A 15,910-nucleotide genomic window follows, 5' to 3' on the forward strand; every position below is an offset into this window, starting at 1 on the left:
ATCTGCAGATTTCTTGGTCTTAGTTACTACCTCTAATGAAATCATAACAGAACCAAGCCGCCCGGAAGAGTGGAAAATTGCCAATTTGCAGAATATCCTATGCCATGCTGTTGGCGATCCCCACTACAATCCAGGACAGAATCAATATTACATTCCCACACAGCAGCAGCTTCTTGGGAGCCGTGAATCCTTTCTACTCCCCATCCTTAAGTCCCCAGGCATTGCTGATGATCAGCGACAATCCGTTGAAGGCAAGCCAGCCCACGACAGAGCCTAGCGACCGAGTAATGCGGTTGCCTTGGCGTAGACACCGAGTGCCAGGAACCAGACTGCAGCGGTTAACAGCGCCTTGCCGTAGGCCGGGCCTGCACCTTGGGCGAAATAATCCTTATAGGTCCGGTTCTTGAGTAGCAGGATAAAAGCATACACGAAGTTGGCGATGAAGCCGCCGGACAGCGTAATTACCCAGGAAATAAGATTGGCGCTAATTCTGACTGTTCCATCGGCAACAGCTATATCTGCCGCCTGACTCGCATAGGAGAAGCCGATATTCATCGCAGCAGAGCCTAGTCCGGCAGCTGAAGCGATAATCAGGCTCATGATGAAATCCTCCCAGTTCATATGTGACCAGCAAAAAGACAGGACCACAGCGGTTGGGCTGCAATCCTGCCTGATATAATGCACAATAATAAGTTCCGCTCATAATCTCTTCTGCTGCAGCGTCCGGACTATACCCCTTGCGGGAAAAGCGCATCCAGCGCCGGGCAAGGCCGCTTCTCCAGATACTTTTCGAGCGGTGCAGGCATATTGCTGTACAGATCCTTCAGCGAGGTGCCGCTGTAAATATTGCCGATAATAACCGGGTGGCATAGCTCAGAGATCAGAATATCGCCATTGCCGTGCAGGTGAAGCTGCTTCATGCCCTCAATGCAGTGCGGGAAGTAGACACCCGGCTGTTCCTCGAAGCCCATGGCCTCCATGAACCGGTCCATACATGTGAAATAGAGTGTGGTATCCGCCGGTTTACGGGCAATCAGCTCGTTCACGGCATTCTTCAGCTGTTCCCGGGCCGCGATCGCTTTCCAGCCGGTATGCCCCATAATAATGCTGTTCTGGATCTCATGCGTTCTTACGCCCATGGAATAGACATGATCGCTGATCTCGCGCATATTGTCCTGCGTTTCGTTGAACAGCAGCGTTTCCAGTACCACATTCACATTTGTTTTGGCGAACATCGTGATGTTCTCTCTGATTTTGGTATAAACGCTTGTGTGGATATTGTAATAAGCAGAGAATGCTTCGGCAGTAGTGAAATTGAAGGAAATATGTATCGTAGTCAGGCCTGCATCCACCAGCTGCCCGATCCGCTCTTCATTCAGCAGGCTGCCGTTAGAGTTCAGCTGGGTCTGAATCCCGCGAGAGGTGCAGTAAGCCACAATATCCACGCAATCCTGGAACTTCAGCGTCACCTCACCGCCCGAGAGGCGCACACGCTTCAGATTCGGCAGCTCCTCCAGAATGCGAATAACCTCCTTGCCGTTAATGCTCTGTCCATCATTTCTATTGTAAGCGCAGCAGTAATCGCAGCGGAAATTGCAGTTCGAGGTAACCCCGACTTCCAGCCCTTCCAGCTCATAAGTCATCGGTTTATCCAGTTCCAGTGCTTTGTATTTCGTACTCATGCTCTATAGTCCTCCTATATTTAGAACCGTCAATTTAAAGGTCAACCTTTAAAATTATACAGGTTCCCCCGTCAGCTTAATGTGACATTTGATATCGCCAGCCCGAATATACAAGATACTGCATAATAAACAGAAACCTGAGGAGGACTCAAATAAGGAACCCCATACATTCATATGTTCATCAAAAAGACTGCCGTGTGGTCAGTATCACCATACGGCAGTCTCTCTTCAGCCAGATTTATTTATAGCTACCATTGCATGAATACTAGCAGCACATTCTACAATTCTACCGATTCTCCCATTCTGCTGAACACCGGCTGGCCAATGAGACCCAGTCGCCAGATGGCAATTCCTTTGAGACCGTAACGCTTGGCCAGGCCAATCTTCGCGTTAACGGAGGAATCATTCTCGCTGAATACTGAAATGCCGAGAATTAGCTTGTCTTTGCTGACCTGCTGCAGGGCAAGCCGGATACCTTCATCCACTTTATCCATCGGCTCCGGCCCCTTCTCGCCCTCGTAGGCGTAGGCCATAATGACCAGATCGTCAGCGAGCGAAGCAAGCGTTTTGTAATCATAGCCTTTGTAGGAGCTGTTGAGCGGATGCAGAATCACCGTCAGCTTCAGACTGGCAGCGCGTGCGGCCACGGAGAGATTTTTGACAAAAGCATTATACTGGCTCTGCACAAGCGCCTTATCTCCGGTCAAGCCCAGTCCTTCCAGATCCAGTCCGATGCCCTGAAATCCCTTCTGCGAGGCCAGGTCCACGATGCTGGCGATGGTCTGCTGCTGCAGCTGCGGGTCCGTCAGATTCTTGCTCAGTTCCAGAGCAGAGTCACTAGAGTAGACCATCAGATACGGGGCTGTACCTCCCGCTGCTGCATTCTGGACAATGGATTCCGGCGTCACCTCTCCTGCTGCCTCAGGCCACCAGAAATCCTTACCGGTTGTGGTGAATTGTCCGGCCGGGTCAATCCGGCTCCAGCCGAAAGCTACCGCATCAAAGCTTGGAATCAGCGACACTTCGCTGTAGGCCTTTTGCGCGTAGAATCCCAAGGTATACAAATCCCGCTTGGGAGATGTAATCGATACGGTCTTGGCCGCCTGATTCCAGGAAGCAACCGCCCCAAACTGCTGGCTGAAGAACTTGAGCGGAATCATCGTTGTCCCGCGGATATTCTGTGGCGCTACGTCGAGCTTCACTACGGTCCCGTTCACAGAAGCGTTTTTGCTGCCCAGGGTTAGGATAACTTTTGCCGGAGCTGCTTCACCAGCGGACTTCTGAGTTGCCGTAATCTGGCGGGCCGCCTGATTCCATTCCACCTCAATGCCCAATGCCTCAGAGATCGCACGGAAGGGTACCATTGTCGTTCCGCTCATGACTACAGGTTCTACCGGAAAAGGCAGCGGATATCCGTCCAGCAGAATACTGACACCGCCTGGTGCCGCCTGTGCAGCACTTCCAGGAAGTGCTGTGTAGCTCCCCAGTGTGATCGCTGCGCATAATACTATTTTAGCAAGATGCTTCATTAATTAATTCCCCATTCTCTTATAGATAGATTATGAATCTCTCAATCTTACATCCCCTACCATTTTACCAAACCAGGTAATTATAGCAAATTAAGAGATTGTAACTATTGGGAGATTCATATGTCTGCTAGCTATAAAAGACGGGTAGCTGAAGCTGAATTCGGTTCCTCCATTCACATAAACGCGCTCAAAAAGACACCAACCGCCCGTTCAGCCTCTACATCCACCGCCACTTCGATGAAATGTCCGACCTTGGGCTGCGGCCGCAAATCTGCCACGACCATACCGGAGGTGAATTCTCCCTGATGCTCCACACGGACCTTCATCCGGCGCGTAGTCACCAGATCTGGCTGCACTGCGGCCATCAGGGCCAGCGGATCATGCAGCGGCGCACTGTTGATCAGATAATTGGCTTCCCGGTAAAACTTGAAATAGTATTCGAGTGACTCCTCCATGAAGTCTATGATGGACTTGTTCTCTTCTCGCCCATGGCGCTTCAACAGCTCAAGATGCTCTGATGTGATCCGTGTCTGCAGTGTAACATCCAGCCCGATCATCAGCACAGGCAGGCCAGAGGTGAATACACGGTCAGCTGCTTCGGGGTCGCCCCACAGATTCGCTTCGGCCACCGGAGTCACATTGCCCGGCTTAAAGACCGTGCCGCCCATGACCACTACCTTCTTCAGCTTGGAGGTCAATTGCGGGTCCAAATCCAGCGCGAGCGACAGATTGGTCAACCGTCCGAGCGTTACCAGTACAATCTCACCCGGGTTCTCATCCGCCATCCGCGCTATGAACTCCGCCGCTGTCTCCTGCACCGGCACTTGCCCGGAAGGGGGAAGCTCAACGCCGCCAATCCCATTCTCCCCATGCACATGGGTTGAGAAGCCTGTCAGTTCGCGCACCAGTGCCTTGGACGCTCCAAGCGCTACCGGGATGTCGTATCCGGGATCTGCGAGTGTAAGCAGCCGCAAGGTATTATCCGCCGCCTGCTTCACATCAATATTGCCAAACACCGTCGTTATCCCCTCAACCACCACTTCCGGTGTGCGTAGGGCATATAGAATAGCCAAAGCATCGTCTATTCCTGTATCACAATCAATAACCATCCGGGTTGTATTGCTGCTACTCATCTCTATCTCTCCCACTCTCTATATATACTTACTCTATCAGCCGTACTGCCCATCTTAACACGGCTCTGCAGTCTGCTCAATAAGTGGTTGTGGTTGATGCGCATGCCGGGAAGGGTCAGCAATGGAGTGTTCACCGCGAGGTTGGTGGGACACCATCTACCTTCTCAGACAGCAGTATAACAAGAAATCCGCTACCTCTAGGGCGCGGATTTCTTGATCGCTGTAAATGTTTTAATATAGCTTCTAATTTACGGTACGCTACCTTTATTGCTGAACATATGGAGCAGCAGCCTGAGTGAACCGCTCCAGCGCTTCGGCAAGAATGGAACGCGGACAGGCCAGATTAATACGCAGATGGCCTTGGCCTTCCGTTCCGAAGACAGAGCCTTCATTAAAAGCCACCTTGGCCTCACGGTACATCAGCTTCTTAAGTCCGTCCGCATCCAGCCCCAGGGCCCGGCAATCGATCCACAGCAGATAGGTGGCTTCAGGCTTCATCGGCTTCACCTGCGGCAGATGCTCTGCGAGGTAGCTGATGGCATACCCGGCATTGCCGCTGACATGCTGCACCAGCTCATCCAGCCATTCTCCGCCTTCATTGTAAGCCGCCTCAACCGCCTCCGGCGTGAAGAATGCCGACATATGCAGGCTGAGTGCCTTGAGCTTATAGTCAAATTTACGTTTCAGCTCCGGGTTCGAGGTTACGATATACGAGGTTTGCAGGCCCGGCAGATTGAAGGTCTTGGTCGCAGCCAGTGTAGTCAGTGTAATATCCGACAGCTCCGGTGACAGGGAAGCAAACGGGATATGCTTGTAACCCGGCATCGCCATATCGCAGTGAATCTCATCCGAAATTACCGTCACACCATACCGCAGGCACAGCTCCCCAAGACGCAGCAGCTCTTCCCGCTCCCACACTCTGCCGCCAGGATTATGCGGACTGCACAGCAGCAGCAGCTTGGCGCCGCCGGCCATCAGCTCTTCTAGCTGGATATAATCCATAACATAATGGCCTTCTTCGAGCTTCAGCGGGTTGATCGCCACCTTGCGGTCATTCATCCGGATCACATCATAGAAAGGATAGTAGACCGGCGACTGCAGAATCACCTGATCTCCCGGCTGGCTGAACAGCTCTACGGACAGGCTGAGCGAGGTCACAATTCCCGGGGAATCGGTAATCCATTCCTTCTGAATCTCCCAGTTATGACGGCTGCGGTACCACCCGGCAATCGCCTCCTTGTAGGAGTCACTCGTCACACTATAGCCGTACACCCCTTCCTGTACACGGCGCAGAATCGCTTCCTTCACGGCAGGAGGGCTCTCAAAGTCCATATCCGCGACCCAAAGCGGAAGAATCTCCTTGTCTCCGAACAGCTTCTCGGACTGGTCCCATTTGTATGAGCGGGTATTGCGGCGGTCAATGATACGGTTAAAATCGTACTTCAACTAAAATCACCCCATCCTTTCTGCTTGTCCGTTTATTGTAACATGGAGAGAGCCTTCCGGCATCCTGATTCAGTCTGGCGCTTCAGCTTCCCTTACGCAGCCGCTCGAGTGACTGGCCCAGCCGGACCTCCTCCAGCGGCTTCAGCATATAATCCACAATGTCTTGGTCGAAGGCCCATAGGGCATGCTGTTTGCTCTCGGTGACAATCACAATTTGAATATCAGGCAGCTTCTTTTTTACCCGTTCGGCTACAATTATTCCTTGCTGGCCGGGCAGCTGAAGATCCAGAAACAGCACATCCGGCTGCAGCAGAACAATTTTGTCCACGACGTTCTCGGGATAGGCTGACATGCCAATTACATTCACTTTACCTGTATGCTGCAGCATGGAAGACAGCTTATAAAGATCCTTCTGGTTCATATCCAGCAGAAATGCCTTAATCACTCGGGTTCCTCCTCCTTCCGGACGGGTGAATTACGCAGTCTATCGGTACAGGCTTCTAAAAAAAGTGCTGTCCCCCGTTTGCTCCAAACGTCAGAGGACAGCCATTGTTATTATTATTTTGCAGCCTTCATTGTTGTCTGAGCTGCTTCTGAAATGAACTCTACTTGAAGGTTGCCGGCAGCAGGCTGCGCAGATCCTCCATATTTACAACCAGATGAATGTTATTCATGGTCCGCAGCGAACCGGAGATAATTCCGGCAAGCTGGCCATGCGTATCCAGCAGTGGTCCTCCGGACATCCCGCTTGCCACCTGGGCCGAAGTCAGAATCCGGCTTCTTCCATTGATCTCCGCAGCAGGTGTGTTGACAATCCCTTCGGTGATGATCGCTGTATTCTTAAGCGGATAGCCCAGTGCGAATACTGCCTCTCCATGCTTCAGGACGTCCTTACGCAGCGGAAGATAAGCATACGCATTACCCTTCTGCTTCATAGCAGCAGGACTTGGCAATTCAAGAACAGCCACATCCTTAAGCTCATCGAATTTCGTGACTTTGATCGGACTGATAATACTACCATCCGCCATCACTCCTTCCATCCGCTCCGCACCTTTGACCACGTGATACGCCGTTGCCGCTGTTCCGGCCGGAGACAGGATAATTCCTGTCCCCGTGGAACTTGCGGTGCCGTCACTTTTGAGTACCCGCAGATAGAACATGGCTTCATTCGCAATTCCGTAGCTCTGTTCAGCGTTATACACACTTGGTGTATCGGCGCTCGTAGTGCCTGAATAGAAGAGCACTGCCGAGATCAATGAGAAGATCAGGCTTACGGCAAGCAGTTTTGATTTCATCCGCCAATCTCCTTCATAAAAGAATTACAAATTATTGCACAACCGACATGATATCTTTGTAAGCCCAGTGGGTTGCCTGAAGATCCTTGAAGCGTACTGCTGTTACAGTCAGCTTCTTCGTACCGGCAATCCGGTTGATCAGCACTACAGCCTGAGCACGGGTAATCGGTGATCCCGGTTTAAATGTGCCGTCTGGGAAGCCTTGTACATAACCTGCTTTGGACAGGGCATTCACATAATTCTCTGACCAGTGGCCCTTCAGATCCGACTGCTTCGTAACTCCGGTATCTGTAACGTCCAGCTTCAGCACTGTAGTCATGATCTTGGAGAACTCGGCTCGCGTCAAGCCCTTCGCTCCGCCGAAGCCGCCGTCCGGATAACCTTCAATAATTCCTGCCGAAGCGAAGAATCCGGTCAAAGCCTCGTTGCCTGCACTTACATCATTGAACAGGTTTCCTACATTCACCTCTTCCATATCCAGCAGCGGAGCAAGGGATTGGATCAGCTCATATCTGGTAATGGCTGCATTTGGCATAAACAACCCATTCGGATAAGCAGCAATATACTTAATTTCTCCAGCATTGCTCTTCAGGCTGTACTTGGCATTCTCCACCACATACTCGATGGTAGTGACAGTATCGTCCTTATCTGTGATCGCTTTGATCGTCATGGTCTTGGTAATCAACAGCTCACCGGTGTATTTCATGCTGTTTAATGTCGGTGTGCTTCCGTCCGTTGTATAGTAGATCGTCTGCCCTTCTGGAGCTGTAAGCTTCAGCTTGCTGTTCTTGGCGATTTTGACTGGAGCTTCACTGTCTCCATTCACTGTCGATCCGCCTGCAATAGCCGTAACCACTGGGGTTGCTGGCTTAGGTGTTGGACTCGGAGCCGGAACAACAGGTCCAGGACCCCCGGAGCCTGGACCAGAACCAGGGCCAGGATTAGGTACTACAAGCGTCCAGGTCCAGGTTGCAGCCGGACTGTATTCCTTGCCTGGTACAATAGTGATAGCTTTAACCGTCGAAGTGCTCTTAAGAACGATAGCTCCGTTGTACAGCATTGATGCTTCGGTAGGATTCGTACCGTCCAGTGTATAGTAGATACTTCCTCCCTGCTCGCCTGTTGCAAGTTCCACCTTCACTTCACTGGTGAAATTCTTATCCTCAGGTGTTGCAGTTGGTACAACTGCCGAGCCCGGGTATTGCAGTGCAGCCGCATTAACTGTAATGCTTCTGCTCTGTCCTCCGGCTGTTGCCTTCAGTACTGCACTGCCCCCCTGTTTCAAGCTTCCTGCAGCCCCGTTCACATCAGCCTTGGACGGATCTGCACTCCATACTAGGGCTCCGCTGCCGCTCAAGCTGAATCCCGAATCTACACGATTAATCAGATCCTGCGGGTTCAGTATTACAGCCGCAGAAGCAAGAGTTCCTTCGTCTGTTCCGTTAAAGGCCAGAAGTACCGGATAGAATGTGTTCTGTGCTGTCCAGATTCCGGCATCCAGACCAGCAGGTAGATTCTTGCGGGTCAGTTCTGTGCCAAGCAGCCCCATTGCACTACTGCTGTTGCCAGCTACTGCTTGACCAGCCAGATTGTAGAACGCAATATTATTCTTCAGCATTTGTCTGTTGAACAAGGATTGGCTGATGGTTGCATGATCTGACTTCTGTCCGGCAATCCCTCCGAAGAAGGCCTGCAGCGGAAGGATTTTGCCTTTCACTCCAGCTTTCACTTCTCCGGTATTCAGGGAAGAAGTAATCGCTCCGCTCTCCGCCAGACCGGCGATACCGCCTGCCCATGCTGTAGACATTCCTTCTGCGTAAATAGTCCCGGCAGAAAAGCTGTTCTTGATCTCTCCCGCGTTCAGACCGCTGATTCCTCCGGCTATGGCCTGGGCTGAAGCCACATGAATATCACTATAGGACATCGATTCGGTAATTATGCCTTCCGCACTGTTCTCGCCGGCGATGCCGCCGGTTGCCAGTGTGGCAGTAACATCAATATTGCCTTTGGACACTGCCTGGTGAATCACTCCGGCGTTGCGTCCGGCAATTCCACCTTTACGGCCTTGTCCCGAAAGAGTAACTCCGTCATTAGCTGCCTTCTCAATGAGTCCTTGATTCACACCTGCAGCTCCGCCTGCTGTGGCACTGCCAGCTACAGAACCACTGACGTTAACCTTGCGAATTACTGCATCTGCGTAATTGATCCCTGCAGCAATCCCGGAATTCACTGCGCCGGAAATTTCCGCTCCGGTAAAGTTAACATTCAGAAGCTGACCGTGGTTTTCTTTAATGAATCCAGCTGTCTGCTGCTCTGAGGTATTCAGTGAAAGTCCGCTAATCGTATGGCCTTGACCGTCAAATACTCCCTTAAAGCTGTCGAAAGCGGTCCAAGTGCTTCCGGCAAGATTAATGTCCGCCCCAAGCAGGATGGTTATCAGCTCCGGTTTGTCGTCAGCTGTTCTATTGAACAGCTTGTAATAATTCAGGCCTGTCTCGTTATAGAACATGACTGCACCCGAGAGCTGCAGCGGAGTCTGGACCGTGATTGTTCCGTCTGTCAGATCGTTCAGGAAGGAGGTATCATAATCCATAATCCATGTGCCTGAGCTGAGCGGATTAACCGCTGCTGAACTCACAGCGCCAGCTGCCGCACCTGCATTGTGGCCTATAGCCTTCAGTCCTGACGTCAGCGTACCTGTCGTATACGACGAACCGGAAATTTTGCCGTCCCGGAAGTTATAGCCGACCAGTGCGCCTGTAGAGACGTTATTGCCTGCTACATTAACGGAAATCTCCGGAACATTGGCATAGACGCCTGTCAGAGTCCCGTCATTATATCCGGCAAAGCCACCATTGTAAGAACGGGTCGAAGACTTCACTCCGACTGTAGAAATCTTGTTCTGCAATGCGTAAGAATTGCTGATGCTGCCGCTTCTCTCCACCGCTGCTGCGAAACCGCCGCTGCGTGTGTCGAAGCCGGTATTGCTGATATCACCGGAAGCATAAGAGTCCGAAATCGAATAATGATCTACTGAACCTGCGAAGCCGCCGACATAAGAGCCTAATCTGCCGCTAACATTCTGCTTGCCTGCTGCATAGGATTTCTGAATTTGTCCTGCAAGCGTACCGTTATCACCCAGAAGTCCGGCAAAGCCGCCCGCATAGATGGTATTGTCCTGATTGGTATCAGTGATTTGTACCGGAATATCCGTATGGGTATACGTAATTTTTACAGTATCCCCCATACCGATTACCCCGCCGGCATGTGTCGCCGGTACAGATTGACCCAGTGTTAACGCTGTGCCAACCGTCAAAGCTTGTCCAGATCCGGCGATCACCTTGCTGTAATGAATTTCGCCGCCTGATCCCCAGCCGACCAGCCCGCCGGTATTATACACTCTGCTGGTATCCGCATGCAGACCGGTCTTCACGATGGTATCTACAATGATACCGCTGCTGTATCCAGCAACTCCGCCTGCATTCACCGTGTTGCCGCCGGTTACATTCAGCCCGGAAGCAACCTCTGAACTATAGATTGAGGCATTGTCGTTCTTGCCTGCCACACCGCCCACATAGAGATCAGCACTATTGTCTGCTCCAGTGACCGTTATCTTGCCGCTTTGAACTTTGGCAATGTAAATGCCGCTGTACAGCGGATAGGCTTTGCCGAAATCAAAGCCCTGGTCGATATCATCCGCAGAGACCATTCCGGCAATCCCGCCGACTACTGCATCGCCGTTCTTCGCTGCAACCTGAAGATCAGGTGATGCATCCGCATGGTACAGGATAGAATTCACACTCTCTCCCAGGATACCTCCGGCAGTGATGGCTTCACCTGCGGCCTGCAAAGAAGCATTGAACCGGACATCATGGATCGCCGTATGGACAGCCGATCCGGCAATCCCCCCGATAACAGCCTTCAGGCTGTCACCCGTAGTAGACAGCTTCACGCCTTCAACTGCTGCATGTTCAATGTCAAAGCTGTTTCCTGGGTCAATGGACCGGGCCAACATTCCGCCCAGCTTGCCTTCTTTAACGCCCACAACACCACCGGCAGTACCGTTGGCGGTCAACTGCACACCACTTCCGAAGCCTGTCACTGTGATATTGCTGATGCTGTTTCCGGCATCCGATTGGCCGATGATGCCGCCGAGAATCGAGCCGAGTCCGCGTGCTTCAAGCATTCCGTCAGCGAAGGACAGCGTAATATCCTTCGCCTGGCCCGAGGTGAATTGGCCAATGAGTCCGCCGACAGTGGATTCCATTCCCGTAGCCGAAACCCGGTAACGTGAATTCACTTCATGCTCAAGACCTGTTACATCACCCGTCTGGACTCCGATAAGCCCGCCGACAATCGCATGGTCAGCAGCGCTGCCTGTGCTTCCGTCTATATCCTTAATGGTATAAGTCCCGGTTGTGAAATCTGCTGTATTCTCACCGATTAATCCACCGGCAACGCCGTGGTCAGCAACCGTCTCAATCCGGCTTCCGCCGTCCAGCGTAAGGTGGAGTCCGGTGATACTGCCTGAGTTGCTGCCGATCATCCCCCCGACAATTCCGCCGCTGACCTTCACGCCGCCAAGCAGCTTAAGGTCCACATTGTTCACTGTACCCAGGTTCATCCCGGCAAGGACTCCGGTGTACTGGTTGCCCGCAACAGAGAGCGGCTCCAGATTGATATTCTGAACGATCGCCTTCGTACCAATGACTCCGAACAATCCGGAATGAGTGTACACCGGCTGCAAGGTTAAGCCATCGATCAAGTGATTGTTTCCTTCGAAGGTTCCTTCAAAAGGATTGATTACCTTGTTGCCGATCGGAACCCACTGCTTGGACTGGATATGGATCGGATTCATGATCGTCACCGTTCTGTCCGTGAAGTCGAATTTGTCCGCACCGGCAATCGTGCCGTTGACAATCGCTGCCAGACCGGCAAGCTCTGCTTCCGTAGTAATCTGGAAGCTGATAGCATCCTTATCCTTCATGTACCAGTTGATATTGGCATTGACATCATTACCGATATCACCGCCGGTATTCGCTGCACGGTTTACTTCAGGATACTGGTAAACTGCGTTTAGCGAGCCGTATTTCCACGCGCCTTCAAAGTCCCAGCCTGACAAGCCAGGGAAGACCGTTCTATCCTTCAGCGTTTCGGAGAGGATCGTAGTCAGCCGCACATGCACATTCAGCCAGCGGTGATTGCCCTCTGCGAAATCTGGCAGGTCAGAGTTGATGTTGAGCGCTTCATCTTTAATGTAATAAGACTTGTAGAGCAGCTCTTTGCTTGCATTGTCATACCGTCCGGCGAAGCCGCCGGCATAAGCGCCCGAACCAGCAGTAACTTGCGCCGCCGAGTATACATTGTTCACTTTACCGTTAGTTATTCTGCCGATGAAGCCGCCAACGTAAGAATTGGCTTTGGCAGCTGCTACACTTTTGGCTACATAAGAGTTCTTGATGGTACCGCCGGAGTGTTCCCCGACCAGACCGCCGACATTCGTATATACACCGTTTGCCGTAACCTTGGAGGAGGTATAAGATTGCTCCACCGTACCGGCTGTGTTTCTGCCGATCAGCCCGCCCAGGTAGACCGATCCGCTTGCTGTTCCTGTTGCATTGCCTGTAACGTCGATATCTACATAGGAGCCGAGAACTGCCCCTGCATTCTCACCTACCAGTCCGCCACCCAGGGTGCCTACACCCTCGATGGTCAAGTTGGCATTGGAATACGTATAATAGAGAGTTCCTGTTGCCGTGTTCACCCCGGCCAAACCGCCGATGATAGAAGAATTGCCTCTGGAGATTACTGTGATCTTATCAGTAATGCTGTTATTGGCAATCAGAGTGCGGTTCTCACCGACCATCCCGCCCACGATTGAAGTAGGTGAAACAGCGGATACCGTACCGAGTGTACGCGTATTCTGAATCGTACTAACCGCTGTGGCCGGATTCAATACAGGATCAATCGTCTGGGCATCATTCAAGCCCACAATCCCCCCGATATAAGATGAAACCGCTCCGGCGTTAGCCTTCAGATTCAGAGCACTTATATAACTGTTCACAATAATCCCTGAAGAACTACCGTGATTGTACCCTGCAACCCCCCCGGCAGTAGCGCGTGGTGCATTAATCGTCAGATTTACCGTTGTACCTACCAGACGGTCAAGCTTGGAGGCATCATTGTAGCCGACAATACCGCCAATATAGGCATCTGTAGCGGCTGGCGCCACCAGAATCAACATATTTTCCAAATTCACTAGTTTGCTGTCACTGTAGATAACGCTGTTCTCAAGTGTGCCCGCCAAGCCGCCGACAGACGGTTTAGCTGCCTGCGCTTGAATGAACGCCTGCGCGTCATCCGCTGCGTTCACTTCCGGATTATTAATATCCGTAGTTTTCGCAGCCCCTACGATTGCTCCCGCTTTGGATTCCACGGCTGTCAGCGTAATCATCGGGTCATACCCGGGAACATTCAGCACAGCTGACTTCATTCCCGCCCGGTCAGCAGGAGCTGCCGGTCCTTCCGAATGTCCGGCAATCCCGCCGGCTTCAGCACGTACACCATTCGCCTCAATAGACAGCTGGGTAACTGTAGCATTAACCAGTTGACCGGTATTGAGACCGGTATTCCCGCCGAGCACGTTATCCGCACCCGTTGAAGTGATGACTACATTCTCCGCATGATTGAACGGAGCCGCTGCTGCCGAATGGTTCTCACCGAACATTCCGCCAGCTTTTACCGAAGCACCTGTAGCCTTGATTTCAGTACGGCTCGTGTGTCCATTGAACTGGGCAGCCGAGTTATTCCCTGCGCCACCGCCGAAGCTGACCTTGTCGGCCTTCAGTTCAACCAGCAAATCCTGTACTTCCGCAGGCACGGCGACAGTGCCGATTACCGCATCCGCAGTAAGCTTACCGGCTGCGCCGCCGATGGTATATCCACTTTTGCCGGTTTCATTCAGGAAGCTGATCCGGGCAGCCTTACCGCCAGTCAGAACCAGAGGCTTAGTGTTCACGCCTACAAGTCCGCCGAACGTGATGTTATCCTGGCCGTCTCCCGGAGCGGCCACCACAGCTTTCAGAATTAACGTGCTGTAGCTTGCCGAGGAAGCATCTCCGGCAGTGATGTTGTTCATGGTTCCTTGCGCGTTGCCGGCAATTCCGCCGGCAACCCCGCCTGCAGAAGTTAACTGCAGTGTTGCATATTTAACAGAAGAATCATTCAAGGTACCTTCCAGATAGCCGGCGATTCCCCCGGTCGTGCCATCTGAAGTTATCGCCAGAAGATCGTCAGCGGTTTTGCCGGTTACTGAGGATGTAATCATTCCGCCGGCTTCATACCCTACGATACCGCCGGTGTATACATCCGCTGTACCTTTTACATTCAGAGCACCTTTGGAGGAAGCCTGGCTCATATTCCCGCCGGCATCATAACCCGCAATCCCACCGGTGTATACTGCGGTTCCCCCGTTAACAGAGATAAGCGCTGTATTCTCAAACGCTGCTGCTGTGGCGTTGCTCGTTACCAGTCCGCCTGCAGCATATCCGACAAATCCGCCAGTAAATACATTTTGTGTACCTGTAGCTGTAATCGGCTGCGTGTTGATGTAAGCATGTGTCCAGGTGAATTTGCTAACGGTGTAACCGGCAACTCCTCCTGTGTATACATTCTTACCGCCGTTATTGACAACCGGAGCGGTATTTACGAACGTAATCCCAACCTCCGGACTGACTACCGTTCCTGTCGCACCCACCAGTGCCCCGGCTGCCGAGCCTTCTGCTGCAGGTGCATTAATCGTAACTGCACCCTTGTTGGTAGTCATGTTAGAGAATACTACGGTATTGTCCACTTTACCGGCAATTCCGCCTGCCACAACCTGGTTTCCGCCAGCGATGGTGACAGAAGCATTATTGATGATTGGAGTGTCTTCATCACTCAGACTAAGCGGTCCTGTAGTATGACCTGCAATCCCGCCTGCGGTGAGAACGGCACTGTCAGTACCTTGTGCGAGAATTGCTCCATTATTGACCACTTTTTTGATGATGATGCCTCTGGATGTGCCATAGCCCAGGATCCCGCCGATATCAGCTGAGCCTTGCGCCGTAATGGTTCCGTTGTTGATAGAGTTAGAGATCATACCTTCGCCCATTCCGACAATTCCTCCCGTGAAGGAGCGGTACGGATAAGCGTGAGTGCTGATGCTGATATTGTTGGTAATATCGAAAACGATGCTGCTGCCGCTCATTTTACCTACTGCGGAGCCTGCATATACATCATAGGTTACACCTGTGACAGTGATGGAGCCTGTGTCAAAGATTAGGCCGCCTATAGTACCGCCCTCCATGTTACCTACCAATCCCTGGTATGAAAGATTCTCTACTACATTCATCCCGGATATTCTCTTCATCAACCCGCCTTCTGTGATCAATGTTCCCCGGAATGGATGCTCAGCCGTACCTATCGGCACCCACTGATAGTCAGAGAGATTCAAGTTGGTAGTAATTTCCATGATTTTCCCTTGCAGGCCGTTACCCGTGCCTTCGTTGACCAGCTTGGCAACACCTGCAAGTTCCTTTGCATTGTTAATTTTGAAGGTATCATTAGTTGGTACATACCATTTGACATCCGCTTGGCTGTCCCAGGTCTGCGGATCAGCCTTAGCCATGATTCCGCCCGCAACTGCCGCAACGACAACCACTGCCAGCGCTATTAAATACCCTATAATTGATTTCCGCTTCAAAGCCATTTTGACACCACCCGAATAGTATTATGAACTCCCAGCAAAGTGTGCCCGCACTCCACAATAGGCGGTACGGGCACAT

General features: G+C 51.9%; 8 protein-coding genes. All 8 read right to left on the bottom strand.

What is annotated here, in order from left to right; all coding sequences use genetic code 11:
* Positions 1-273: 273 nt before the first annotated feature.
* Positions 274-600: an L-rhamnose/proton symporter RhaT gene (locus tag MKX70_RS28035; protein ID WP_052416228.1), complete on the bottom strand. Its 327-nt coding sequence runs from the start codon at positions 598-600 to the stop codon at positions 274-276.
* Positions 601-728: 128 nt separating this feature from the next.
* Positions 729-1,682, bottom strand: coding sequence for a radical SAM protein (locus MKX70_RS28040; protein WP_042234877.1), 954 nt, complete (start codon positions 1,680-1,682; stop codon positions 729-731).
* A gap of 278 nt (positions 1,683-1,960) precedes the next feature.
* On the bottom strand, positions 1,961-3,211 hold the full coding sequence (locus tag MKX70_RS28045) for a stalk domain-containing protein (protein WP_340788458.1): 1,251 nt from the start codon (positions 3,209-3,211) through the stop codon (positions 1,961-1,963).
* Positions 3,212-3,384: 173 nt separating this feature from the next.
* Entirely contained in the window at positions 3,385-4,344 is a 960-nt protein-coding gene (locus MKX70_RS28050; RefSeq protein WP_042234872.1) for a nucleoside hydrolase, read from the bottom strand.
* A 264-nt stretch (positions 4,345-4,608) separates the two neighbouring features.
* Positions 4,609-5,790, bottom strand: coding sequence for a MalY/PatB family protein (locus MKX70_RS28055; RefSeq protein WP_042234870.1), 1,182 nt, complete (start codon positions 5,788-5,790; stop codon positions 4,609-4,611).
* Positions 5,791-5,872: 82 nt separating this feature from the next.
* Positions 5,873-6,235, bottom strand: a complete 363-nt coding sequence (locus MKX70_RS28060) for a LytR/AlgR family response regulator transcription factor (RefSeq protein ID WP_340788466.1) — start codon at positions 6,233-6,235, stop codon at positions 5,873-5,875.
* A gap of 160 nt (positions 6,236-6,395) precedes the next feature.
* Positions 6,396-7,085 (bottom strand): S1 family peptidase, encoded by a 690-nt coding sequence (locus MKX70_RS28065; protein WP_340788468.1) that lies wholly within the window; start codon positions 7,083-7,085, stop codon positions 6,396-6,398.
* Positions 7,086-7,116: 31 nt separating this feature from the next.
* Complete coding sequence (locus tag MKX70_RS28070) at positions 7,117-15,834, bottom strand: chitobiase/beta-hexosaminidase C-terminal domain-containing protein (RefSeq protein ID WP_340841316.1); 8,718 nt, start codon at positions 15,832-15,834, stop codon at positions 7,117-7,119.
* Positions 15,835-15,910 lie beyond the last annotated feature (76 nt).

Origin of the sequence: Paenibacillus sp. FSL R7-0312 (genome assembly GCF_038004445.1) — a bacterium.
Classification (GTDB): domain Bacteria; phylum Bacillota; class Bacilli; order Paenibacillales; family Paenibacillaceae; genus Paenibacillus_AQ.

What these genes read in the sequence shown, in the direction of transcription:
- MKX70_RS28040 (WP_042234877.1), bottom strand. Translation starts at nt 1,682, where the DNA reads ATGAGTACGAAATACAAAGCACTGGAACTGGATAAACCGATGACTTAT.
- MKX70_RS28035 (WP_052416228.1), bottom strand. Translation starts at nt 600, where the DNA reads ATGAGCCTGATTATCGCTTCAGCTGCCGGACTAGGCTCTGCTGCGATG.
- MKX70_RS28070 (WP_340841316.1), bottom strand. Translation starts at nt 15,834, where the DNA reads ATGGCTTTGAAGCGGAAATCAATTATAGGGTATTTAATAGCGCTGGCA.
- MKX70_RS28065 (WP_340788468.1), bottom strand. Translation starts at nt 7,085, where the DNA reads ATGAAATCAAAACTGCTTGCCGTAAGCCTGATCTTCTCATTGATCTCG.
- MKX70_RS28045 (WP_340788458.1), bottom strand. Translation starts at nt 3,211, where the DNA reads ATGAAGCATCTTGCTAAAATAGTATTATGCGCAGCGATCACACTGGGG.
- MKX70_RS28050 (WP_042234872.1), bottom strand. Translation starts at nt 4,344, where the DNA reads ATGAGTAGCAGCAATACAACCCGGATGGTTATTGATTGTGATACAGGA.